The sequence below is a fragment of the Nannocystis sp. RBIL2 genome (genome assembly GCF_026626745.1).
Lineage (GTDB): Bacteria > Myxococcota_A > Polyangia > Nannocystales > Nannocystaceae > Nannocystis.
The window spans coordinates 3,147,751-3,170,842 of record NZ_JAPNJW010000001.1 but is presented as its reverse complement, the minus strand read 5'-3'; the positions used below and the strand labels follow the sequence as shown (position 1 = coordinate 3,170,842).

Annotated in this window: 19 protein-coding genes; 5 read left to right on the top strand and 14 right to left on the bottom strand. The window is 72.1% G+C overall.

Annotated features, from left to right (window positions below; all coding sequences use genetic code 11):
- Positions 1-61 precede the first annotated feature (61 nt).
- Positions 62-1,129: an STAS domain-containing protein gene (locus tag OV090_RS12420; RefSeq protein WP_267703817.1), complete on the bottom strand. Its 1,068-nt coding sequence runs from the start codon at positions 1,127-1,129 to the stop codon at positions 62-64.
- 535 nt (positions 1,130-1,664) lie between these two features.
- Between OV090_RS12420 and OV090_RS12415 the strand changes: the two genes are divergently transcribed.
- Positions 1,665-1,898, top strand: coding sequence for a hypothetical protein (locus tag OV090_RS12415; protein ID WP_267703816.1), 234 nt, complete (start codon positions 1,665-1,667; stop codon positions 1,896-1,898).
- 84 nt (positions 1,899-1,982) lie between these two features.
- Here OV090_RS12415 and OV090_RS12410 read toward each other — a convergent pair whose 3' ends face one another.
- The 8 genes from OV090_RS12410 to OV090_RS12375 form a co-directional block, all read right to left on the bottom strand.
- Entirely contained in the window at positions 1,983-3,071 is a 1,089-nt protein-coding gene (locus OV090_RS12410) for a hypothetical protein (protein ID WP_267703815.1), read from the bottom strand.
- Positions 3,072-3,282: 211 nt separating this feature from the next.
- Entirely contained in the window at positions 3,283-4,635 is a 1,353-nt protein-coding gene (locus OV090_RS12405; RefSeq protein WP_267703814.1) for an aminotransferase class V-fold PLP-dependent enzyme, read from the bottom strand.
- A gap of 491 nt (positions 4,636-5,126) precedes the next feature.
- Positions 5,127-7,763 (bottom strand): pentapeptide repeat-containing protein, encoded by a 2,637-nt coding sequence (locus OV090_RS12400; RefSeq protein ID WP_267703813.1) that lies wholly within the window; start codon positions 7,761-7,763, stop codon positions 5,127-5,129.
- A gap of 339 nt (positions 7,764-8,102) precedes the next feature.
- Entirely contained in the window at positions 8,103-8,714 is a 612-nt protein-coding gene (locus tag OV090_RS12395) for a glutathione S-transferase family protein (RefSeq protein ID WP_267703812.1), read from the bottom strand.
- Between the two features lie 382 nt (positions 8,715-9,096).
- The gene (locus tag OV090_RS12390) at positions 9,097-9,651 is read right to left on the bottom strand and encodes a hypothetical protein (protein WP_267703811.1); all 555 of its coding nucleotides are present in this window, start codon (positions 9,649-9,651) and stop codon (positions 9,097-9,099) included.
- A 61-nt stretch (positions 9,652-9,712) separates the two neighbouring features.
- Positions 9,713-10,519, bottom strand: a complete 807-nt coding sequence (locus OV090_RS12385) for a hypothetical protein (protein ID WP_267703810.1) — start codon at positions 10,517-10,519, stop codon at positions 9,713-9,715.
- Positions 10,506-11,081 carry a sigma-70 family RNA polymerase sigma factor gene (locus OV090_RS12380; protein WP_267703809.1) on the bottom strand — a complete coding sequence of 192 codons (576 nt, stop codon included), beginning with the start codon at positions 11,079-11,081 and terminating at the stop codon, positions 10,506-10,508. Before OV090_RS12380 ends, OV090_RS12385 begins: the two co-directional genes overlap by 14 nt.
- Positions 11,082-11,111: 30 nt before the next feature.
- The gene (locus tag OV090_RS12375; protein WP_267703808.1) at positions 11,112-12,284 is read right to left on the bottom strand and encodes a hypothetical protein; all 1,173 of its coding nucleotides are present in this window, start codon (positions 12,282-12,284) and stop codon (positions 11,112-11,114) included.
- Positions 12,285-12,739: 455 nt separating this feature from the next.
- On the opposite strand from OV090_RS12375, the gene OV090_RS12370 reads away from it, so the two are divergent.
- The 4 genes from OV090_RS12370 to OV090_RS12355 all read left to right on the top strand — a co-directional run bounded on the left by OV090_RS12370 (position 12,740) and on the right by OV090_RS12355 (position 17,618).
- Positions 12,740-13,843, top strand: coding sequence for a hypothetical protein (locus tag OV090_RS12370; RefSeq protein ID WP_267703807.1), 1,104 nt, complete (start codon positions 12,740-12,742; stop codon positions 13,841-13,843).
- Between the two features lie 173 nt (positions 13,844-14,016).
- Positions 14,017-15,468 carry an AlkA N-terminal domain-containing protein gene (locus tag OV090_RS12365; RefSeq protein WP_267703806.1) on the top strand — a complete coding sequence of 484 codons (1,452 nt, stop codon included), beginning with the start codon at positions 14,017-14,019 and terminating at the stop codon, positions 15,466-15,468.
- Between the two features lie 4 nt (positions 15,469-15,472).
- Positions 15,473-16,012: a methylated-DNA--[protein]-cysteine S-methyltransferase gene (locus OV090_RS12360; RefSeq protein WP_267703805.1), complete on the top strand. Its 540-nt coding sequence runs from the start codon at positions 15,473-15,475 to the stop codon at positions 16,010-16,012.
- A gap of 388 nt (positions 16,013-16,400) precedes the next feature.
- Entirely contained in the window at positions 16,401-17,618 is a 1,218-nt protein-coding gene (locus OV090_RS12355; RefSeq protein WP_267703804.1) for a hypothetical protein, read from the top strand.
- A 319-nt stretch (positions 17,619-17,937) separates the two neighbouring features.
- Here the strand turns inward: OV090_RS12355 and OV090_RS12350 are convergent, their stop codons facing one another.
- From OV090_RS12350 to OV090_RS12330, 5 genes are all read right to left on the bottom strand, one after another.
- Positions 17,938-18,807 carry a hypothetical protein gene (locus OV090_RS12350; RefSeq protein ID WP_267703803.1) on the bottom strand — a complete coding sequence of 290 codons (870 nt, stop codon included), beginning with the start codon at positions 18,805-18,807 and terminating at the stop codon, positions 17,938-17,940.
- Positions 18,808-19,294: 487 nt separating this feature from the next.
- Positions 19,295-20,293 carry a hypothetical protein gene (locus OV090_RS12345; RefSeq protein WP_267703802.1) on the bottom strand — a complete coding sequence of 333 codons (999 nt, stop codon included), beginning with the start codon at positions 20,291-20,293 and terminating at the stop codon, positions 19,295-19,297.
- Positions 20,294-20,384: 91 nt separating this feature from the next.
- Positions 20,385-21,134: an SIMPL domain-containing protein gene (locus OV090_RS12340; RefSeq protein WP_267703801.1), complete on the bottom strand. Its 750-nt coding sequence runs from the start codon at positions 21,132-21,134 to the stop codon at positions 20,385-20,387.
- Positions 21,135-21,185: 51 nt separating this feature from the next.
- A complete protein-coding gene (locus OV090_RS12335) occupies positions 21,186-22,229 on the bottom strand; it encodes a hypothetical protein (protein ID WP_267703800.1) in 1,044 nt (347 codons plus the stop codon).
- Between the two features lie 271 nt (positions 22,230-22,500).
- Positions 22,501-22,971 carry a hypothetical protein gene (locus tag OV090_RS12330; RefSeq protein WP_267703799.1) on the bottom strand — a complete coding sequence of 157 codons (471 nt, stop codon included), beginning with the start codon at positions 22,969-22,971 and terminating at the stop codon, positions 22,501-22,503.
- Between the last annotated feature and the right edge of the window lie 121 nt (positions 22,972-23,092).

Here is a 23,092-nt window from a genome sequence, read left to right as displayed (position 1 = left end):
GTGATTCGTGCCGCCGGTCGCTCGCGGCCGGCGGCAATCGTGGCAGTGCGTGCGCGGCGGCTCAGCGCTTGGCCTTGTTGCGGGTCTGGTCGATGCAGTAGACCAGGCCGTCGCGCAGGCTGGCGAGGGTGGTGAGGCGGGTCAGGTCGATGCCGATCGAGACCATGGTCTGGGCGATCGAGGGGCGGATGCCGGTGATGACGCAGCGCGCGCCCAGCAGCTCGGCCGCGAGCACGAGGCGCAGCAGGTGCTCGGCGGTGGCGGTGTCGATGAGCTCGACGCCCGTCAGGTCGATGATGGTGTAGCTGGCCTTTTTCTGGATGATCGTGTCCAGCAGGCGGCCCATCGTGTCGGCGGCGCGCTGGCTGTCGACGGTGCCGATCAGCGGCAGGGTGAGCACGCCGTCCCAGACCTCGATGATCGGAGCGGCCAGGGCGCGGATGGCGTCCTCCTGCTTGGCGATCAGGCTGAGCTTCTCGAGCAGGCGCTGCTCGGTCTCGACGCGCTCCTCGACCTCCTTGCGCACGCGCTCGAGCGCGACGGCGAGGTCGGCCTTGGTGGCGTCGTCGGTGGCGAGCATGTGCTCGAGCCGGTCCTCGAGGCTGGCGTCCGAGGGGGTGATCACGAATTCGTCGTACTTGTCGCCGCTGGTGACGAACGCGACCTGCTCGGCCCAGCACTGCGGGACGCCGAAGTGGCGCTGGAAGATGCCGGCGAACTTGCCGCCGAGGTAGCTCGCGCCCCAATTCACGCCCAGCACCTTCTGGATGTTCGTCTCCCAGTGGTTGTGGACGCGCAGGACGGCTCGCTTGGCCGCGCGGTCGAGCGAGACGAGCTCCCAGCGGCCCCAGCCGAAGGTCGCGGCGACGTGGACGAGCGCGGCGAAGCCCTCCTCGAAGGTCGGATACTGGGAGATAAAGGCCCAGTCGTCGTGGACGCCGTCGCGGCCGCCGCCGTGAAGGGCGAGCCGGAAACGATCGGTGCCGACCATACGCTGCAGGCCGGAGATCAGGCCGGCCAGGGTGCTCTCGGTCCAGATAAAGATCGCCGGGTTGCCCGCCATGCGGATATTCCCGCGGTCGGCGTCGTACTCGAACTCCAGTCCCCCCAGGGTCGCGCGCTCAATCATGTGGTGACCCCGACTGAAACACGTTCTTGGCGCGGAGACCATGGAGAACTTCGTCCGACGGCCGTTTCCGACGGCGCGGCCGCCTCCTCGGGGTCGGCGTCATGAGATTGCCTGCGATCGATGACGCGCCCGGCCCGGCTTCTGGATCGCGGACGGGTCGCGAACGCTCGGCCGATTCATGGCCACAGACACGAGACGTCGCGTGCGACGATGTACGAGCAACATCGACGGCGCCCCACTGAACGCGGAGCGAGGCCGCGCGCATGAAGGTCGGGGGCGAGCGGACGGCCGACGGAGAGACCCTCGGGTGGATCTCCGACGGCTGACGGCGCCGATCCATCGCGCTCGACGTCCTGCTCGCGCGAGCCGTGGCGCAGGATCTTCGCCGGCCGTCGCCATCGTTCGGGCGCTCGGCGTTTGTCGGTGACGTCGTCCTCGCCCTGGCGGGAATATTCGGCGGTCGCGGCGATTGTTCCGTGACACGGCGTGCTCGCCGATTCGGAGGTTGATGATGAGAATCGACATGCGCTCGTGCATGACGCTGGCGCTCGGCTTCGCCGCCGGGCTCGCGTTCGTCTCCGGCTGTCCGCTGGACAGCGGCCCCTTGGTCGCGTGGGCCGAAGAGGGGGACTGTGGCCAATGGGAGGTCTCGGCCTGGCGGCACGACGGGAACTCGTATGATACGCTGCCGGGTGGCTTTCACCCGTTCGCCGCCGTGGGCGACGGTGACTGGTACAGAGTGTTCGGGCGCCGCTGCGTCTCGCAGTGAGGAGGCGATCGGGACGCCGAATGATCATTCGCTGAAGGTTCTGCGCAGGGCGTTCTGGATGGCCTGTGCCAGCTCGACGGAGGCTCAGCCTTGCGGGAAGCCGGTGTTGCACTCGGTCAGCGGGCCGGCGAAGCCGGTGTCGCCGGGCGGATTGCCGCTGGTGAGGGTCGGGCCGGTGGCCAGGACGGGCGAGAGCGCGAGGGTCACGGGGTCGGCGGCGAACACCTCGGCGTCGACGCTGAGCACGTACAGGCGCGAGACGCCGTCGTCGAACAGGGGACCGCCGAGCGAGTGAATGCCGTAGGTGCCGCCCATGCCGAGCATGGTGCCGGTGCCGGTGGTGTAATCGAGGTTGTAGATCGCGCCGGAGTCGATGCCGAAGCCGGGGTTGTCGATGACTGCGCCCTGGGCGTCGATGCCGGGGCCCATGTCGTCGATGTCGGCCGAGACTGCGACCATGAGGTCGGTGATCACTTCATAGGAGAGGTCGCCGGCGAGGTAGTCGCCGGTGAACCGCAGCAGTCGATTGCCGATGTTGCTGACGCTGTCGAGGCCGGTGTCCATGAGGTAGACGCGGCCGTCGCAGTCGGTGTAGAGCGCCTCGACGTAGATGCCGTCCGGCATGTCGCCGAGGATGACGACCTCGACGTCGCTGCCGTCGGTCGGCGGCGCGGGGACATGGAACAGGCGGGTCTGACCGTCGACGCCGCGCCCGCCGAGCAGGGAGCCGTCCTCGAGCATGGTGAGGCTGCACGAATTGACGACGCCGGGGATGGTCGGGTCGTTGACGATGGTGTTGGTGACGAGCTGGGCGACGCTGCCGTCGGCCTGGTTCAGCTCGATGTAAATCAGCAGGTCTTCGACGGAGTACCACAGCTGCGGGAGCGGGAGCGGGGGCGGCGGCGGCATGTCGGGCAGGCCGCCGAGGTCGAAGATCGGGCCGCCGCCGGTGGTGGTGCTGCTGGTGGTGATGTCGGGGCCGGTGGTGTCGGTCGTGGCCTGCTGCGTCGTGCTGCTCGCGGGCTCGGTGGTCGTCGGCGTGAGGCCGCCGGTGGTGGTGGTTCCGGTGGTGGGATCGCTGGTGACGACTGCGGTCGCGCTGACGTCTCGACCCCCAGAAGAACCACACGCCAGCGTCAGCACCGTCCCGAACATCGCCACGCTTCGTCGCATCGCCGCCCTCATTGCGAGGATGGTATCCGCGCTGCTGCGCCTCCTGCACGGCAAATCCTCCGGCGGCGCGCTCGCGGTCGGTGCGCATGCGCGGCATCGGCCGCGGGGCGATCGGGGCAGCTCGGGCGGGGCCGGAGCGCGACGAATCGTGCGGCTTCGACGACGCGTGAATCGCTGCGCTCGGTGGCTGTTCGCGAGGTCGCGGAGGTGGTCAAGCGCCGCTGGCGATGGCGTGGACGGCCGCGAGCGCGGCGTCGACGTCGGCGTGCGAGTTCATGACGCCGGCGGCGAGGCGCACGAAGGAGACTGCGTAGGGGCTGCTGGTGGCGTGGATCTTCCGCGCGTGCAGGCGGGCGACGACGTCGTCGGGCTCGATGCCCTCGACCTCGAAGGCGACGAGGCCGGCGGCGAGCGAGGGGTCCTGCGGGGTCTGGACGACGACGCCGGGGATCGTCGCCAGCTCGGTGCGGAAGATCTGGTTGAGCTCGGCGATCCGCGCGGCGATCTGCGGGCGGCCGAGCTGATGATGAAAGGCGATCGCGTCGGGCACCGAGAACAGGTGCTCGAAGGCGATGAAGCCGCCGGGCGAGACGTGCGAGGCCCGGGTCGTGGGGGTGCCGGTGCGACGGATCCACGCGTCCCAGATCGATCTGTCGGAGAGGTCGAAGCTGGGGACGGTGGGGCGCAGCTCGGGCCACGCTTCGGGCCGACCGAGGATGAAGCCGGTGCCGCGCGGGGCGAGCAGCCACTTGTGCGCGCCGGCGACGAAGAAGTCGGCGCCCAGGTCGGCGACGTCGATGTCCTCGACGCCGACGCCGTGGACGCCGTCGACGATCAGGAGGCAGCGATCGCCGGCGGCGCGGCCGGCGTTGGCGCGGGCGACGACTCGCGCCATCTCGGCGATCGGGAGCTTGAGGCCGGTCGAGGAGTGGACCCACGTGAGGCCGACTGCGCGCGTCTCGGGGCGGATCGCCCGCTCGAGCCGCTCGACCAGCTCGGCGGTGGAGGTGGTGGCAGCGCCGCGCGGCATGTCGTGCAAGGCGACGAATCGCAGGCCGGCGCCGGTCTTGTCGACCGCGCGGCGGATCGATTCGTGGTGTGAATAATGGTCGTGCTCGGTGGTGAGGACCTCCTGTCCGGGCCGCAGGGACAGGCCGTTGTAGACGAGGGCGAGGCCGGTGGTGGTATTCGGGACGAGGGCGATGTTCTCGGCGCGACCGCCGAGGTAGCCGGCCAGGGCGGCTTTGATCCGCTCGAGCGGGTGAGACGCTGCCGAGGGGTCGAGCAAGGCGGACTCGAGCAACAGAGGATTGGCGTCGAGCCGCCGCCGCCAGGTCTCGATCGCCTCACGCACGGGACGCGGGTGCGAGACGAGGAAGAAGCTGCTGAGGTGAATCCACGCCGGGTCGAGCGCGAACTCGCCGCGCACCGCCGACCAGTCGAGGACGCCGCTGCCGTCGCGCAGCCGCGGGCGCGGCGGGGCGGCGGTGCTGTCCGTCGCGGCTGCCCCGGCGGCCACTCCGCCGGCGACGAGGCCGAGGAACGAACGACGATGCAGATGCATGATGAACCTCCGCGCGGCGAGATATGCCGCCCGGATCGACTGTACGGCGGGACCGGCCCGGGGGCGACGGGAGGCCGCGCGCGCGAGGGCCCGGCGGGCGAGCGAGGCGGCTGCGATCGGTGACGGAGGCGAAGGGGCGCCCCGCGCGGTCGCGGCGGGGCGACCGCTCGGAGGCTGCGACTGGGCGAGACGCGCGAGGATGCTGCGACAGTCGCGGCATTGCGCGAGCGTGGGAGAATGCTGCGACCGTCGCGGTCTTGTTCGGACATGGGGGAGCGAGCGCGGGGAATGCTTTGACCGTCGCGGCCTCGCCCGGACGCGGCGAGGGAGCCGCAGGGGATGCTGCGTTTGTCGCGGCGTTGCTGTGACGGCGGGGAGCGAGGCCCGCGAAGGAAATGCTGAGGCCGTGGCGGCGTTGCCGGAATACGGTGACTGCTGCGGCCTTGTTCGGTCGGCGGAGAGCCACGAGGGAATGCCGCGACCGTCGCCGCTCACTTCGGGCGCACGCCCTCGGGCCATTGGGTGCGGGCGTCGTGCTTCACGTCGGTCAGCGACTTCGGCAGCCTGGCGCGGCGCAGGTCGGCGCCGGAGAAGTCGACGTATTGCAGGTCGGCGTCGCGCAGGTCGGCGTCGGTCAGCTCGGCGCCGTCGAAGCGGGCGCCGGCGAGCATGGCGCCGAGGCGGGCGCCGGTCAGCTTGGCGCCGGAGAAGATCGTCCGATAGCACTTTCCGCCGGTGAAGTCGGCGCCGCTCAGGTCGGCGTTGCGGAACACGACGTCGAACACGTCGACGCCGCGCAGGTCGGCGCCAGCGAGGTTGGCCGCGGTGAGGTCGACGACCTTGAGGGCGTAGGCGCGCAGGTCGGCGCCCGCGAGGTCGATGCCCTGCAGGGCGACGGGAAAGCGCTCGCCGCCGAGCTCGCTGTAGCGGCGGCGCCAGGTGTTCCAGCGCTCGGCGGCCTGCTTCACCTCGCCGCGCAGCAGCGCCCGCGCCTCTTCGGCGGTGGGCAGCAGCAGCAGGGCGAGCGCGGCCTCGGAGAGCGTCTCGAAGGTGGCGCCCTTGCTGCCGAGAGTCTTGAGCACCGCCGCCGAGGGCCGGTCGCCGAGCGCGAGGTGAGTGACGCGCGCGTCGGGCTTGCTCGCGATCTCGCCGCCGAGCTCGGGGACCGTGGCTTCGCGGAATTCGGTGCCGAGGTTCTTGAAGCGGCCGGCGAACAGGAAGCGGGCGCCGGCCAGGCGCTTTTCGAACAATGCGGGCGGGCGGGCCGGGGCGCTCGTTTGGGACGGATCGGGGGCGAGCAGGATAGGCTCGCCGAGCTCGGGCTGGACGGACTCCAGGGTCTGCACGACGACGTCGCCGCCGGGGCCGACGTGAGCCACGTCGTCGCCCAGGGCCGCGATCGGCAGCTCCTCGCGATCGTTCGGCGGGAAGACGTCGACCTCGTCCGTCTCGAGCCAGCGGGGGTGCGCGGGTTCGGAGAGGTCGAGCTGCAACAGGCGCCCGGCGGAGTCGGCGACCGCGAGGCGGCTGCCGACGAAGGCGACCTGGCCCAGGCGCACGCCGGGGCGGGCGAGGCGGGCGAGGGTCCGGCCGTCGCGCGGATCGATGACGAGGATCGAGCTCCGGGCGTCGACGTGATTGACGCTGGCGTCGACGCTGACGGCGATGAGGCCGCGGGCGGACACTGCGAGGCCGCGCACGATCTTGTCGGAGCCGCCGCTGTCGAGCTCGATGTCGCGGATCGCGGTCGGCGAGGCGCCGAGCCGCCACAGGTGCAGGACGTCGTCGGCGGTGGCGAGCCAGGCGTCGCGCGGGCCGAAGGCGCAGGCGCGGGCTCGTTCGGCGTGGGGCAGGCTGGCGAGCTTGATGCTGCGCTGCAGGTCCCACAGCTCGACGGCGTACTGGGCCGGGGCGGCGAGGCGCGTCTCGTCGCGCGAGATTGCGATCGGGCCGGAGGCGTAGGTGGCGAGCTCGAAGTTCGGCGACTCGGCGTCGCCCGGCGCGTCGCCGACGAAGATCTTGTCGTAGTCGAGGCGCACGAACTGGCCCGAGGACAGGCCGTGGATGTCGGTCGGCGGGAAGGTGGTGGCGAGGGCGCTCGATTCGCCGGTGGCGCGATCCCAAAAGACGCAGACCCTGGAGGACCCGGCCGCGACGGTGCGAGCGGTGAGCGCGAGCCCCTCGATCGGCGCGGGGGCAGCGTACTCGACCCGCGGCTCGCCGGTCGCGGCCGACCACACGCTCAGGGCGCCGGTGGTCGAGCCGCTGGCGATCCAGCGACCATCGGGCGACAGGGCGGTGAGGGGGCCCTGGGCGTGGCGCCGCGGGACGTCGAGATGGAACACCTGGTTGCCGCCGGGGACGCTCCAGGCGCGCAGGCAGTGCTCGTTGCCGAGAGAGAAGGCGTGCGCGCCGTCGGCCGAGAAGGCGACCCAGCGACAGCCGGCGTCGCCGCCGACGTCGAATTGGTGGCGCCCGACGAAGCCCCGCACCGGCTTCAGGCCCGGCAGCTGCCACAGCTCGACCTTGCCGTTGCCGTGGCCGACGAGCAGGTGGTCGCCCGCGGGCGAGAAGGCGAGGGCGAGGACCTGGGTGCTCTTGCGCTTGCCCAGCTCGGCCCAGGTGCGGGCGTCGTACAGGCGGACGACGCCCTTGGACGAGCCGGTGGCGAGCCAGCGGCCGTCGCGGCTGAAGGCGAAGGCGTAGAGGTCGCCCTCGGCCTCGTGCAGGGTGTGGACGACGCGGCCGCGCTCGCAGTCCCGCACCTCGGCGGTCGCGCCGATGAAGGTGATGCACGCGGCGCCGTCGGGGCTGACTGCGGCGAGGCGCAGCCGCTGCTCGCCGGTCACGCTCCAGACGGTCGCGGCGGCGGGAGACAGGCGACGAGTGATTCCCCAGGTCGAGACGAGGAGCCCGCCGTCAGGCAGGACGCGGAGGTCTCGCCATTCGCCGTCGAGGTCGCGGCGGGCCGTGATTGCGCCGGTGTCGACGGCGAAGGTCAGCCAGCGCGAGGCGCCCTGGCCGATGACGAGCGCCTCGAGGCCGCGCGAGTCGGGGGAGAAGCCGACCGCGGTGAACGTGCCGGGGGCGTTGAAGCGCGAGGCGCCATAGTCACGACGGGGGGGCATGCGAGTCGCGATGTATCGCAATCGCGCTGCGGACGCCAGGGCATGCGAAGCGGGGCGATCGAGGGGCGAAGGAGTGCGAGTCCGGCTGTCCCGAGAGACATGGCGGGCAGCGTGACGGCGCCGGCCTGAGCGAGGGCCCGAGGGACCTGCCAGACCGGCGGGCTGTGACGATCGAGGCGGTGAGCGACAGCGATTCGCGGAGCCGAAGCACTGGTCGAGCTCCGCGTCAGTGCGCGTAGCAAGCGACCGCCCGCTCGATGCCGCCGAGGTGCGGTCGTCCGCGCCACGAGGCGGTGAGCGGCCGCGATTCGCAGGCCGGGGCGCGGGACGAGCTCCGCGTCAGCGCGCGTACCAGGCGACGATCTTCGGGTGCTGGGCGACTGCCCGCTCGATGCCGCTGAGCCGCGGGAACTCGGCGAACACGTCGCTCGGCACGTGGTCGACGTTGCCGGACGAGAACCACCGCGCGACCATGTAGAGCTTGAGGTCGGCGACGTGGAGGGTCTCGCCGGAGATGAAGGGCCCGGGGCCGAGCTCGCCGAGGCGGCGCTCGACCGCACCAGCCCAGCGCTTGAGGAAGCCGCTGGCCAGCTCCGCGCGCGCCTTGACGCGCTCTTCGGGGTCCTGGACCCGCAGCACCGGCATGACGGCGGCGCGCAGGTCCTCGGCCGCGTGCATGAGCTCCTCGTGCCGCGCTGCGAGCCAGTTGTCGCGCGGGTGCAGGCCGTGCTCGCGGCCGATGTAGACGAGGATCGCGTTGCTCTGGGCGAGGACGCCGCGGCCCTCGACCTCGAAGGTCGGCAGCGACCCGTAGGGGGTCTGCTCCTTGCGCGCGGGCCAGTCGGGGCCCTTGATCCGGTCGTCCTCGAAGGCGACGCCGGCGAGGTGCAGCGCGAGGCGACACTCCTCGCCGCGGCTGCCGGGGAAATCGAAGTAGCTCAGCTTGGGCATGGCGGGAACTTATCCCCGAAACTTGCCGGTCTGACAGGACGTGGGCGCGAGTCGTGCGGGCGACCGGCGGGCCGATTCGCTCGCGCGGCGGCGGGCGGGTGAATTTTAATTTACTAAAATGAATGAGGCGACGAGAGGCGGGCGAGCGCGCGGCTGCCTTCGCTGTGAAGCAGACGTCGCGGTCGGTTCGACGCGCCGATCACCTTCGTGCGGCGATCGGCGTGGTCCTCACATACGTTTCTTGTGCGCGCGACGAAGTCGTGGTCGCTCCCGCCGTATGCCTCGCGGGTGCACTTCATGGTGCTGCGCGAAACGCCCGGTCACCCGAGCGGGCTGCACGTGACCACGTACGGCCCGCTTTCACGGGATCGGGAAGTCGTCGTCAGAAACAATCGGGAGCGCCCGCGCAAAACACAATGTGTTCGTCCGCATAGTCCGCGAAATTCTCGGTGCAGAACTCGTCTGCGAGGCAGAAATCGAGCAGCGGCGCCGACTCGCACTGGACCGGGAAATCGGCGCAGAACGGCGGCGGATAGACGAACTCCGGCGGGTCCTGCCCGTAGTCGCACCACGAGCTCGGCGACACGCAGATCTGATCCGCACCGCAGCCGAGGTCGGCGCACAGGTCGGGAGGCCAGCCGCCGCTTCCCTCGCTCTCGTGCTCCTCGCCGCCGGTGAAGGAGGTGACGGTCTGCGGCGGGGGATCCTCGGGGTCGAAGGTGGTGTCGGTCGCGGCCCCTTCCGTCTCGAGGCCGGCGGTCTCGACCGCGGTCGAGGAGTCCGCGGTGCTGACGCCTTCCCCGGTGCTCACGCCGTTGCTGGTGCTCGACGCGCCGCCGGTCGAGGTGTCAGGGAAGTCGCCCGTGGTCGAGGGGTCGAAGCCGGTCAGCAAGCCCTCCTTGCCGGGGCAGGCGGGGAGCAGCAGCAGGCAAGGCACGAGGGCGAGGGGACGAAGTCGGATTAGTTCAAGCATGATGCGCTGGTTTCCCTCGCCCCCCTCAATCCGTCACGACATTCGGCGACTCCGGGCAGATCGTCTGGACTCGCGCAGTATGGGTCGACCCGGGGTACGTGCGCAGGAACACCGCCGCCTCGGCCCGCGCCTGGCGGCCCTTGCCGAGCGCGCACAGGGCCTCCATGCGCAGCAGCAGGCGGTCCTGCAGCATCTGCCCGGCCGCGAAGGCGCGCTCGTGGGCGGCCAGGTCCTGCAGGGCCGCGCCCGCGTCGCCGCCGTCGAGGGTCGCCCGCGCGCGGCGCAGCAGCTCCATCTCGGCCGCGAGACCCGTCTGGCTCGAAGGACCTGTCTCTTTCGACATGTCCTTGTCGACCTGTGATTCGATCGCGCCGCCGCGGCCGCGCGGGCCGACGCGTGTCCCGCGGGAGCGAGCCGGGGTCTCGTTCGCCTCGGGGGCGACCGGTGCAGCGGTGACGGCCTCGAGCTCCGGCGCCGGCGGGGTCGTCTCGGCCTCTTCCGCCTTCGGTCGGTCAGGCCGCCCGAGCTCGCGTGTCTCGCCCGCGCCCGACGCCGCGTAGGCGGCCGCCTCGGCGTCGTCCCCTCGCCCGGACGCGAGCAACCCCCGCCTGTCGCACACCAGCAGCAAGATCGCCGCGGCCAGCGAGGCGATGACGACCGCGGCCGCCAGCTGCCGGCGCGGGCGGCGTGTCGGCGCGACCTGCTCGATCGGACAGGCCTCGATCGAGCCCTCGAGGCGTCGCCACACCCGCGCCCGCCCCGGGGCGTCGAGGCCGGCCTCGACCCGGTACTCGCGCAGCAGCTCGTGAGCGCTCCGGTCAAGCTCCTCCATGGGGTCCTCCTCGCCCGCGTTGCAGGCGGTCGACGGTCGCCTTGAACTGTTGGCGGGCCAGACGCAGCCGCGAATAAACGGTGTTGAGCTTGACGCCGAGCGCCTCGGCGACCTCCGGCGCGCTCATGCCTTCGATCTCGATCAGCGCGAAGACCATACGCCGGTCCTCGTCGAGCTCGTCGAGGAAGCGCTGCACCAGCGAGGCGGCGTGGCTGCGGGCCAGTCGCTCGTCGGGCTCGGGCCGCGGCTCCGGCTCCGGCAGCAGGCGGAGCCGCTGCTCGGCGCGGGCCTGGCCGCGGAGGCGGTGCAGCACGACGTTGCGGGTGATCCCGTACAGCCACGCGCGCAGCGAGCCGCGGTCGGGGTCGTACTCGTCGATGCGCCGATGCACCACGAGGAACACGTCGTGGACGACGTCCTCGAGCTGCGCCGCCGGGGCCCTCAGCTGGCGGCCGATCCGGACCACGAAGTCGGCGTGCGCCTGGTACAGCGCACCGAGCCGAGCCCGCGCGTCCTCGCGCGCCCCTTCAGGGCCGGCGGCGGACTCGCGAGGCGGCGGCATGCTCGGGTTTCCCACCGAGGTCCCGATCCGTCACGGCCCGCGTCGTCGCGCGGGAGCGCCCGCGAGGCGGAACTCGACCCCGAGGAGGCCGCGGACATCGACGGGGCCGAGGCGGTGGAGCGGCGGGAGGCCGCGGATCACGAACTCGTGGCGGAGCAGCGGCACCGCCAGCTCGACCTGCAACCCCACGGCGAGCCACGGGCGGGGCACCCACAGCACGCCCGGCGCGGCCGTGATCGCCACCCACACCAGGGCCGCCCGCCCGGGCGCCTGCAGGCCGACGCTCCGGCCGAGGACCTGCCCGACCTCGGCTCCGGCGCACAGCGGGAACTCGACGTTCCGCAGCGACGGCGCCGGGCGAGAGACGCGCGGGACCGCGCAGCCGCGGACACCCACGGCCCACAGCGAGAGGTCGGCGCCGATCGACGGCTGTTCCAGGGAGCGCACCCGCGCGGGCAGGCGGCCGTGGCCCACGACCTCGGCGCGCCAGCGCGCGCCGAGCAGGGCGACGGTCAGGCCGAGCTCGCTGCTCACGGCCGGGAGGGCGGCCCCGCTGATGCCCGCAGTCAGGCGGATGGCCGCGCGCAGCGGTGCGGGCCGGCGCGCGACCCGGACGATGCCGCCGGCCGGAGCCGGCGCGGGGCGGTCGTCCCCGGGCGGCGACGTGTCGGCGGTCTCGGGCGAGCCGGACGGCGCGGGGGCGCCCGCGAGCGGCCCGGGCGGCGCGGGGACCTCGTCGCTGGTCGGCGAGGGCAGGGGCGATTCCGCGCCGCCCGGGTCGGGCACGAGCGCGGATTCGCGCTCGGCGACGGCTGAGGGCGGCGGGTCGCCGGCCCCGGACTCGGGCGGGTCGCCGCTGGCGGCCCCGATCGCCTGGGCGGCGACGAAGGCGGCCGCGTCGAGCACTGTCTCGCAGCTCTCGCCCTCGAGGTGGCGGGTGCCGGTCGTCGCCGAGGTGGCTGCGTCCAGGTCGAGCGACCAGCGTCCGGGCGCGCGCTCGCGGACCCGCACCCTCACGGACAGCGGCGGTCCGTCTCCGACGCGCGGGCCGAGGTAGCGCTCGACCATCGCGCTGAAGCCGTCGGCGGGACAGCTCTCGGGCCCGTCCCAGCGCAGCACGAGGCGCTCGCCCGCGGCCCGCGCGGTCGCAGCGGACCCGGCGAGCACCAGAACCGCGAACGCGCGCGACAGGGGGCGTGACACCGGCGGAGGATGGCGCAGCGCTTTCGCGGCCGCAACGCCCCGCGGAGGTGCAGCGACGAGCGCTCTTCGCTCGGCGAATGGTCGGGCGCGTACGCCCCGGCGATGCATGGCGTCTTGAAGATCCGAGCTGTCCTGGGCGAGACGGATCGGGTCCGGGGAACGATCCGTCCAAGGGACTCGCGGTGGCCCCGAGTTGTGCGGATTGCGCCCTCGCTGCGGCCACGCGAAGTGGCAGGCCGCGGCCGAGGCGGGCCGACCGCCGGGTGCGAGAGGCGGGCGGGCGGGACCGGCCTCTGCGGCGGCTTGCAGCGCCGGGGCCGTTCGTGCGGTTGCTTGTGCGGGCGGGTCGATCATAGCGGCAGGGCGGCGAGCAGCCGGTCGTGCTGCACGCGCCCCGAGGAGCGCCCGGCTGCCCGGTCACGCATGGGGTGCGCACGAGCTGCCTGGACCTTCGCATGCACGCCACTCCTCACTCCGCACGCCGCAGGCTCTGGCTCGCCGGCGCCCTCGCGGCCTCCCAGGTCGCCTGTGCCCACGGGGCCCGAGAGATCGCGCGCGGGGGGGTCGAGGGCGGGCTCGAGGGGACACTCGAGGCGCTCGAGGACGAGGACAACCGCGCGCGGCTGCGGCGGCTGCTGCGGGACCCGGAGATCCAGGCGGCCGTCCACGATCTCACGCAGTCGATCACGGGCGGGGCGCTGGACGGCCTCACCGACGAGGAGCGGATCCAGCGGGTCGGCGAGGCCAGCGATCGCTACATCCGTACGCTCAGCGGGGCGCTGGCGCGGGCGGTCGGCGAGGACGTGTCGCCCGCGGTCACCAAGAGCGTGAAGGACCTGGTGGGGGCGGTGATGGCGGGGGCGATCGGCCCGGAGAATCGCCGCCTCACCCGCGAGTTCGTCGACGGGGTCACCCGCACTGCGCTGTCGGCGTTCATGCAATCGACGGCGCAGGGGCTGCGCGAGGAGCTGGGGCCGGCGCTCGGCGATGTCGTCGCCCAGGATCTCGGGCCGGCGGTGCAGCGCGTGGTCGAGGACAACCTCGGGCCGGCGCTGCGCATGGTGCTCGAGCGCGACCTGGGGCCGACGATGCTGGCAGTGGCGGGCGGCGAGGACGGCGGGGCCGTGGGGGCTTTCGGTCGCGCGCTGTCGAAGCAATTGGTGCTCGGCGTCAATGACGGCATGAGCGAGCTGGGCATCTCGATCAGCCCCAACAAGAAGGCGTCGATGGGGATGTTCGGCTGGCTGGCGATCGGGCTCGGGGTCGTGCTGCTGCTGGTGACGGTCCTGCTGGTGCGCGAGCTGTTCGGCCGCCGAGCCCAGGTCCGCGAGCGAGCGCGCAGCGAGGAGCTGCTGCTCAGCATCCTGGCGGCGGTGCAAAACCCCGATCCCGCGAACCCGTCCGGGCGCCCGGACTTCGACACGGTGGTGGCGCGGGCGCGGCAACACATGGCCGAACGCGACAACGCGGCCTCGTACCTGGCGGCGATGGTGGAGCGCTCGCAGCGGCTGCCGCACGCGGCGAAGAAATCGTCAGAGTCGAAGTTGCGCGGGGGGTGACGCGCGGAGCCGCCGAGCACGCTCGATCGCCACCGGCCGATTGCCTTGCCAGGCGGCGACACAAAGGACGACGCAGTTCGGCTTTCACCTCGCTGCGAACGCGTCTGCGGCGTTGTCGCGGCGACGTCCGAAAATGGCGAGACGACCGCGCGACGGTGAGCTAGATCGGTCGCGTGCAGCTCGACCCCGACGCCTGTTACGACGCGCTCTGCGCCCGCGACCGCCGCTTCGACGGCGTGTTCTTCGTCGGCGTCACCACCACCGGCATCTACTGCCGACCCGTCTGTCCCGCGCGCACGCCGGGGCGCGGCCGCTGCGAGTTCTTCCGCCGCGCCGCCGAGGCCGAGCGCGTCGGCTTCCGCGCCTGCCTGCGCTGCCGGCCGGAGCTTGCGCCCGGGCGGGCCGCGATCGACTCGCTGTCGCGGCTCGCCGCCGCCGCGCTCGCGCGCATCGACGCCGGCGACCTCAACGACGGCTCGGTCGACGCGCTCGCCAGGCGGCTCGGCGTCAGCGGGCGGCACCTGCGGCGGGCGCTCGAGGCCGAGCTCGGCGCCACCCCGGTCGAGCTCGCGCAGACGCGGCGGCTCGCGCTCGCCAAGCAGCTGCTGCAGGACACCGCGCTGCCGCTCGCGGAGGTCGCGTACGCGGCCGGGTTCGCCAGCGTGCGCCGCTTCAACGCGCTGGTGCAGCAGCGCTTCGGCCGGCCGCCGTCGGCGCTGCGGCGCGAGGGCGACGAGGTCGCCACCGGCGACGCGATCGAGCTGCGCCTCGACTATCGGCCGCCGTTCGACTGGCTCGCGCTGCTCGGGTTCTTGCGCGGGCGCGAGGTCGCCGGCGTCGAGCGCGTCGACGATCACAGCTACGCCCGCGTCGTCGCGCTCGGCGACTGCGTCGGCTGGCTGTGCGTCCAGGCCGACCCCGCCCGCCCGGCGCTGCGCGTGAGCCTCGCGCCCGAGCTCGCCCCGCAGCTGATGCCGATCGTCGCCCGTCTGCGCGGACTCTTCGATCTCGACGCCCACCCCGACGCGATCGCCGACCATCTCCGCAGCGATCCTGTCCTTCGGGACAGCGTCATCGCGCGCCCCGGGCTGCGGGTGCCGGGCGCCTTCGACGGCTTCGAGCTGGCCGTGCGCGCCGTCCTCGGCCAGCAGGTCTCCGTCCGGGCCGCGACCACCCTGTGCGCGCGGCTCGTCGCCCGCTTCGGCCGACCTGTCCCGAAGACCCTGCCGGGCTTGAGCGCCGTGTTCCCGCCGCCCGACGTGCTCGCCAGCGCCGCGCTCGCCGACGTGCGGGCGATCGGCCTGCCCGAGCAACGCGCCCGCACCGTCGTCGCGCTCGCGGCCGCCGTCGCGGACGGCCGTGTCGACCTGTCCATCGGGGCAGATCCGGAGCGGACCGTCGCCGCGCTCGAGGCGCTGCCGGGGATCGGCCCGTGGACCGCGCAGTACATCGCCATGCGGTCGCTCCGCTGGCCTGACGGCTTCCCCGGCGGCGACCTCGTGGTCCGCCGCGCGCTCGAAGTCACGACCACCCGCGCCGCTGAAGCTCGCGCGGCCGCCTGGCGGCCCTGGCGGGCCTACGGCGTGATGCACCTGTGGAGCTCCGCCGCGTCTTCCGGAGGATGACAACATGACCCGCCTCGTCCAGCGCTCGTTGCCCTCGCCGCTCGGCCCGCTGCGCCTCGTCGCCAGCGATCTCGCCCTCGTCGGCGTCTACTTCCCCGATCACCGCCCCGCGCCCGCGCACGCCGGCGAAGAGGCGGCGCGCCACCCCGTACTCGACGTCGCCGCGCGCGAGTTCGACGAGTACTTCGCCGGCCGTCGCCGCGGATTCACCGTGGCCCTCGAGCCGCGCGGCACCGCCTTCCAGCGCGCCGTGTGGCGCGCGCTCGCCGACATCGGCTTCGGCGAGCAGCGCACCTACGCCGAGCTCGCCCGCGCGATCGGCAGCCCCCGGGCGGTGCGCGCCGTCGGGGCCGCGAACGGCCGCAATCCGCTGTCGATCGTGCTGCCGTGTCACCGCGTCATCGGCTCCGGCGGGGCGCTGACAGGCTACGCCGGCGGCCTCGCGGCCAAGCAGTGGCTGCTCGCGCACGAGGCGAGGCTCGACGTGACCCGCAGCGACGGCGACGCGCCGTACTGCGACCCGCTCCGCCAGGCCTCGACCTGAGCGCAGCCGCGACCCGTCGCCGACGTGCCCCGCTCGCGCCGGGCGCTGCTCGAGCGTGGCGGCAAACCGGGCGCGGGCGCGTCATGAGCTCTGAGCGCGCGGACCGGGCGCGTGTATCATGCGCCTCGCCGCCGGAGCCATCGAGATGACAAAGCCGGATTCGCGTCGCCACCCACCTCGCTCCCTCCCTGACCGGATGCGCGCCGGACCGGTGGTGCTCTACCTCCGCGGCCCGTCGCTCGCTCGAGAGGCGGAAGCTCGCGCCTTCGTGACGGCGCTCGGTGGTGATGGCGAAGGGGCGGCGCGCTTCGTCGACGATGGCGAAAACGACAACACCGGGCGGGACGCGATCGTGACAAGCATTCGGTCGGGCGCGGTGGGTGTGATCGTGTCGCCGAGCTACCAGGATCTCGTGTACGGGTTCTACGTCGACGAGCCGATCCGCCAGCTGCTCAAGGAACACGACGTGACCAGCGCGGATCTCTTCGACCCGGAGCTGCTGAACCCGGACTTCGATCGGGTGCACGATCTGTGGGACGGTGAGGCGGCCGCCTGGGAGCCGCTCCTCGAGGGGCTCGCCAAGAGCGTCCTCGGCGATGCGGCGCCCGCGTCGTTCTGCGAGGAGCTCGTGGCGGTGAGCGACGACCTGGCGGCCTGGTCGCAGCGAGCCGGCGATGTCGCCGGCAGGATGCGCTCCGAGTACGTCTACTCGAGCCTGCGCTCCGCGGAGCACCTCACGACCTGGGTTCGGAACGGCCTCTTCATCTCGTTGCACCCCGACGATCCGGCGCTCCTCTCGGCCCGCCTCGACGCGCTCGAGCGATGGCCGGTCCGGGAGGTCGTCGAGCACGGGCGAGCCTTGCTGAAGGACCTGCGGGCGCACGGCGATCCGGAGCTGCTGCACCGCGCCCTCCTCGTGCATGCGGCGCGCTGCCTCGAGGAGGGCCTGTGGGCCGAGGCGGAAGCCACGGCCGAGGAGGCGCGACCGTTCGAGCGCAACCCCGACTTCCCTCGTCGCGCCGAGCGCCTGAGCCTCGCGGCGCGCCTTGGCCGTGGTGAGGTGACGTCGGCGCTGGCCGGTCTCGACGCCTTGTTCCTCGCGGAGCGCTCGACGCAGAGCACTGCGGGCCCCGTGCTCCACTCGAAGCGCTCCTTCGTGCAGCTCGACGAGCGCGAGGCGGTGCTGCGGGACCTCGCGCTCTCGATTCAGGCCGCCCGCGATCCAAGCAAGCTCGTCGAGCCACTCACCCGGCTCTGCGAGCTCTCGCGCGGCGCCGAGGCCGATCAGCTCCGCAAATGGCTGGCCGCTCAGAAGCCGGCCGCAGTGAAGCCTCCCCTCGACCTCTGGGCGGAGTACGGCCGCCTCACGCGCGAGAGGGACGCGGCGCAGGCCCCCGCAGCGAAGAAGGCCGCGCCGAAGAAGGCCGCGTCGAAGAAGGCCGCGCCGAAGAAAGCGGCGTCGAAGAAGGCGGCGCCGAAGAAGGCGGCGTCGAAGAAGGCCGCGCCGAAGAAGGCCGCGTCGAAGAAGGCGGCGTCGAAGAAGGCCGCGCCGAAGAAGGCCGCGCCGAAGAAGGCCGCGCCGAAGAAGGGGCCCGGGATGAGGTAGGCCGGGAGCGAATGCGGCCGACACGACGGCAGCTCGCTCCGGCGTCTACTTCCGTTGCCTGCCAATCGTGATTCGAGGGGCTCGCCAGCGAGCGAGGCAGCGCGGGCGGGTCAGCTGACTCGCTGAGCCTGTGACGGTTTCTCGGGCTCGGCCTCGATGCCGCCTTGTCGGCGCGGGCGAGTCTTGAGCGGGCCGGTGGTCCGAACCTACTCAAGGAGCGGCGACGGCTGCATGCAGGTCGCCAGAGCCTTTATTATGTCCATCAGGACATTCCCATCAGGACATTTCCATCAGGACATGTCCACAGGGGCATATCTTATTAAAAATCTCGCAGCAGCGCCAAGCCCTGGAAGTACAGCGGCACCGGGTCGGTCGGGTTGGGGCAATCGCCGGCCATCTGGTGGAGGTCGTGGTGGCGCCGGGCGTAGTTCACGATCACCCGGTAGTCACCGACATCGGCGCGGGTCCGGTCGGGCACCAGGACGACGTCACCGGCTTCGACGAACTCGAGCAGGAGGCGCTCGTACGAGTCGTTGTCGTGGCAGTCGACCGGCACGCCGCAGCTGTCCCCGTCGAAGCTGATCGAGATCGGCGCCAGGAATTCAGGCAGCCCGGCGGGCAGCGCGGTGTCGGCCTCGTGGGCGGCGAGCAGCAACGGCGGGTCGAGGGTCTCGTCGCGCAGCGCCAGCCATTGATTGGTCCAGAAGATCCCGCCCCGGGCCAGCCAATCGAGCTGCAGCACCTGCCCCGGCTGCAGCGACAGCGTGAACTCGACCGGTGCGACCGCGACCTCGACGATCGCCGTGCGGTCGCCGCAGTCGAGCGAGATCTCGAAGAGGTCGGGCTGCGTGACCTCGACGACCGTACACACGCCGGTGAACTTCTGCTCGTTGCCGACGATCTCCGGCCACACGTCGAACAGCACCCGCGCGTAGTCGTCGGGCCCTGGTTCGCCGTCGGCACACACCGGATCCTGCCCGCCCGTGCTCGCGGTCTCGCCGGTCTCGCCGGTCTCCACGGCGGTCGTTTCGCCCTGGGTGGTGGTTGTGTCCGCCGACGTCGTGGTCGTCGCGGTGGTCGCGGTGGTCTCGGTGGTTTCGCTGTCGGCGGTCGATCCCTCGCTGGTACCGGTCGGCCCGTTCGCGGTGGTCGTCAGCGGTTGCTCGTCGCCGGTGAGGCTCGCGCTCATGGTCGCGGTGACCGGGGTCGTGTCCGTCCCCGAGCCCGACTCCGAGCCTGGGTTCGAATCCGTGTAAGACCCTAGATCACCCTGTACTGGACAGCCCGAGGCTCCCACGAGCGAGGTGATGAGGACGATACGGGTCTGGAGCTCCGAAGCGCGCGTCGACGACATGTGGCGGGTAATTTCCCGGCCGCCGCGATTTCCGTGACGGATCTCGCGAACGCCCGAAATTTCTGGGCGCACCTCGAAGGTCAGCTTGAACGACGCGCCCTGGCGCGCGCCAGCGACCGAGGACCGCTTTGTTCGCGCCTGCTTTCGCAGCCAGGCGTCGGACGGCCTCCTCGGGCAGAAAGAGCGCGTGACCGGGGTTCGGGTAGGTCACCAGCCCGAGGGACCTGAGCACCGAGCTTGCGGAAGACCAGGTGCCAGGCCAGGGCCCAGGACGTCCTCGACCGGTGCTCCGACAGCGCGGCCGCTCGCAGCAGGCGCGGGTTCAGAGCGGGACGCTGGGGATTTCGACGCGCCCGTCAGCCGTTTCGAACGGGATCGCGTCGCGCATCCACAGCGAGAAGCCGGTGAGGACGTCGGCGGGCTCGTAGAACCGGAATGGTCCGTCGAGGAGCACGGGATTACACATTCCCGGCGAGACGTCGCCAGCGAGGTACTGCTCGCGCAGCGACCGCAGCTTGGACGTGGTGTCCCCGTCGGCGATCGCAACGCTGCCGGGTGGGTCGTCGTTGCCGCGCGAGATCGACTTCGGATCGAGAGCGAACGTCCACGCCAACGCGCATTCGTCCTCGTCGAGCGGCTGGGAACTCGGCAGGCGCAGGACGTCGACGCGGAGCGGCGCGCCGGGCTCCATCGATTCGCCCTCCTTCCACAGGCGGGGGATCCACTCGCGGGCCGGCTTGGTCATGTCCTTGAGCACGTCGGGCGCGTCGGCGGCCGGGGGACACATCTCTGCGCAGCGGATCGTCGAGACGCCGTCCGAGTACTGGATCTCGTAGCCGGGGGAGTTCTCGCTCTCCGGGACGAAGTAATGCCCGGCCAATTCGGCCCAGCGATCGTAGTTCACGGCGCGTGAGAGCTCCTCCTCCTGCTCGGCAGACAGCGTGCCGGTGTGGGTGACCCGCCAATATTGCAAGTTGCTCTGGTCGTCGCCCATGACCCAGTAGCGACAATCACCGCGCACGTAGAGGTAGCTCCAGCCGAGCTCGCGCAGGAGCTCGGTGTGGACCAGTTCGCCGCCCACGGTGCGCAGGGTCAGCCTCAAAGCGTCCGACCCGTCGCAGATCCGTCGCCACGTGCCTTCGGTGTCGGTGGATTCGCTGGTGGTGTCGGTCGGGCCGGTCGGGACGGAGGGCTCGGTGCTGGTGCCCGTATCGGTGGTCGTATTCATCGCCCCGCCGGAGTCGGTGCCTGCGGTCGGTTCGCGGCAGGCAAAGGCGAGGAGGGACAGCGCCACGAAAGAGCGCGCGGGGAGTTTTTCCATGTAGTTGGTGCGGAGGAGCTTACACCGGGGAGCAGAGCGTGTCAGCGACTCGCAAGAATGCGATCGCCGACTGGATCTTTAAAAGAACATGTCACTGGCGGACCAGCGCGAAGGTGACGGAGACGTTGGCCTGCACGCGGATCCGCCCGGTCGCCACGGTGTCGCTGATCTGCGGGGTCGAGTCGTTCGTCAAAGCGAAGTTGTTCATGGCGGGCGGGCGCCAGGTGTCGACTGCGACCTCGTCGACGCGCAGCGGCTCGCCCAGCGCCTGGCCGAGCGCCTCGGCCATCGCCGTGGCCTTGTCGCGCGCGGCCTGGACGGCGAGGACGCGCGCCTCGGCCCGCTTGTCGCGCACGACGCTGCTGTGGAACTGCACGCGGTCGACCCGGTTGGCGCCGGCCGCGAGCATGTCGTAAAGGACAGGTTCGACGTCGTCGAGGTCGTGCAGCGTGACGACCAGGTTGCGCGTGGCCTGGTAGCCGACGATCTTGCGGTGCTCGTAGTTGTCGTAGCGCGGCTGCAGGGCGAGATCTTGCGTCTGCACGTCGCTGTCGGGGATCGATCTCTGGGAGACGACGTCGAGCAGGGCGGCGGCCCGCCGGCGGCTGTCGTCGCGGGCCTGCTCGAGGCTGGTCGCCTGGAGGTCGAAGCCGATCGTCAACTCGAAGGTGTCGGGGGCGGTGAGGATCTCGGCGGCGCCCGAGACTGTGATCGTGCGCCCGGGCACCGGCGTGGCGGCGTGTTCTGTGGGCGACCAGGCGATCACTGTCGGAGTCTCGCGGAGGCAGGGCGGGGGCTGACAACCGGCGAGCGCGAGGAGGACGAGCGTCAAGCGATGCATGCTCCCAGCGTAGGCTCGGCCCCGCGGGGTGATTGTAAGAGCTCGGTCAATTCACGGGCGCGCCGACCGGAGGACCTCGGTGGCGCCGCGGACGAGCAGCTCGTCGAGCAGCGCGAACAGGGCCGTGTTGCCGAGCACGGAGGTGTGGCTGCCGGCCAGCCGCGGGACCGCGCGCAGCAGCTCGGCGCGGAACGCCGACGCGGCGAGGGGCCCGCTCGCGCGCAGGCCGGCCGCGAGGGCGGGGAAGCTGCGCTCGCCGGTGAGCGCCGCGAACAGGTTGCGATCGCGTGGATCGCTGCCGAGGGCGCGACGATCGCCGAGGATCGCTCGCTGAAAGCGGAGGAGGTCGGCGTCGGCGAGGTCGCCGAGGGTGCGGATCTTGTCGTCGGCGAGGCCGGCGGCGCGCGGGTCGGCCTCGAGGTGATGCACGCGGAAGTGGGCCGGCAAGGCGACCGAGTGCAGGCGCGTCAGCACGGCGCTGTTGGAGACCATGTCGACCCAGGCCCGCTCGCGTCGCCACAGGTTGCGCAGATCGACGCGCGGGGCGGCGAAGCCGGACCACGGGGTGTCGATCGCCAGCAGATCGACGGCGGCGAAGTCGGCGGCGCAGGCGGCTTCGAGGCGCACGCCGGCGTGCACCGCCTCCGCGCTGCCGCGCACGCGGACCTTGCCGCGCCGCAGCCGGCGATGGGTGAACAGAGGGAACCACCGCGGCTCGGTGAGCGAGTTGAGGGCGCAGCGCGCGACGATGCCGCCCATCGAGTGGGCGACGATCACGACGTCCGGTCGCGGCGCGTGACAGGCGAGCTGCGCGAGGGCGCGAGCGAGATCGTCGCCGCTGCGGTCGAGGTAGCGCCCGAGGTCGTCGTACAGGAACAGGTACGGCTGGATTTCGCCGAGCGCCACCGCCCGCTCCGCCAGCGCCCGCAGCTCGCCGGGGTGGCCGTGGATCCCGTGGACCAACACCAGCGGCCGCAAGCTCGCGCGGGCAGGGCCATACGGCGCGAGTACGCCGCCCCCGCCGTGCGCGGCGAGCCGCGCCCGTTCGCGCGATTCGCCGAGATCGTCCGGGCGCAGTGGATCGAGCGACAGCACGCTTCTTTCAATAAAGAAGCGTGCGGGCAAATCGGCGGGGCGCCGCGGCTGCGCGGGCGCGAGGCGATCGCCGTCACGCGCCCGCTTGCGGCGCGTCGCGCGGCCGTCTCGGCAATTGAAGCGGTCGCCCGCGGCGAGGTGACGACGTCGAGCGGCGGGGCCTTTCATCTTCCATCAGCGCCCGGCCCCGCTCATGTCTCAATGAACATGTCGAATGGGACCGGCGCAGAGGGACATGTCCTTGGCGACATGTCCTCGCGGGCCAAAGAATTTATTGCTTCAGCGCGAGCGTGACCGAGTCGGCGCCGACGCAGGTCGGCTCGCAGTCGGGGCCGTTGGGCTGCGACTCGGAGTACGTCGGCGAGTACTGGCCCTCGCCGAGCAGCGCGCCGTCCTGGTGGACCTGCACCGCGACGGACTTGGGGGCGTGGCCTTGCTGGAACTCGACGTTGCCGAGCTTGTGTTGCGACGGGTCGAGCGCGCAGCCCTCGAGGCCCAGGATGAACGGCGAATCTTGCGGGCAGGCGGGGGGCGCCTCGCACTGCAGCGGCAGCGTCGCGGTGCACTCGATCGTCTTGTCGTCGGCGACCACCGTGATCGTGTACTCGCCGGCGGTCCAGGCGTCGCGCTGCAGCGCGATCTGGAACGTGCTGCCGCAACCGATGAGCGTACACGCCTGCGAGTCGCAGCCGGTCGAGGGCAGGCACGCGAGCGAGATGGCGAGGAGGATCTTCCGGTGCATGACGGCGCGATCGTAGCACTTGCGCCGCGGCTCGCTCGGGGGCGCGCGAGGGCATGCGGACAGTCGTTCGACCCCGGCGCGGCGAAGCACGATACGGGCCGCGGGCGTCGGTCACCTGACC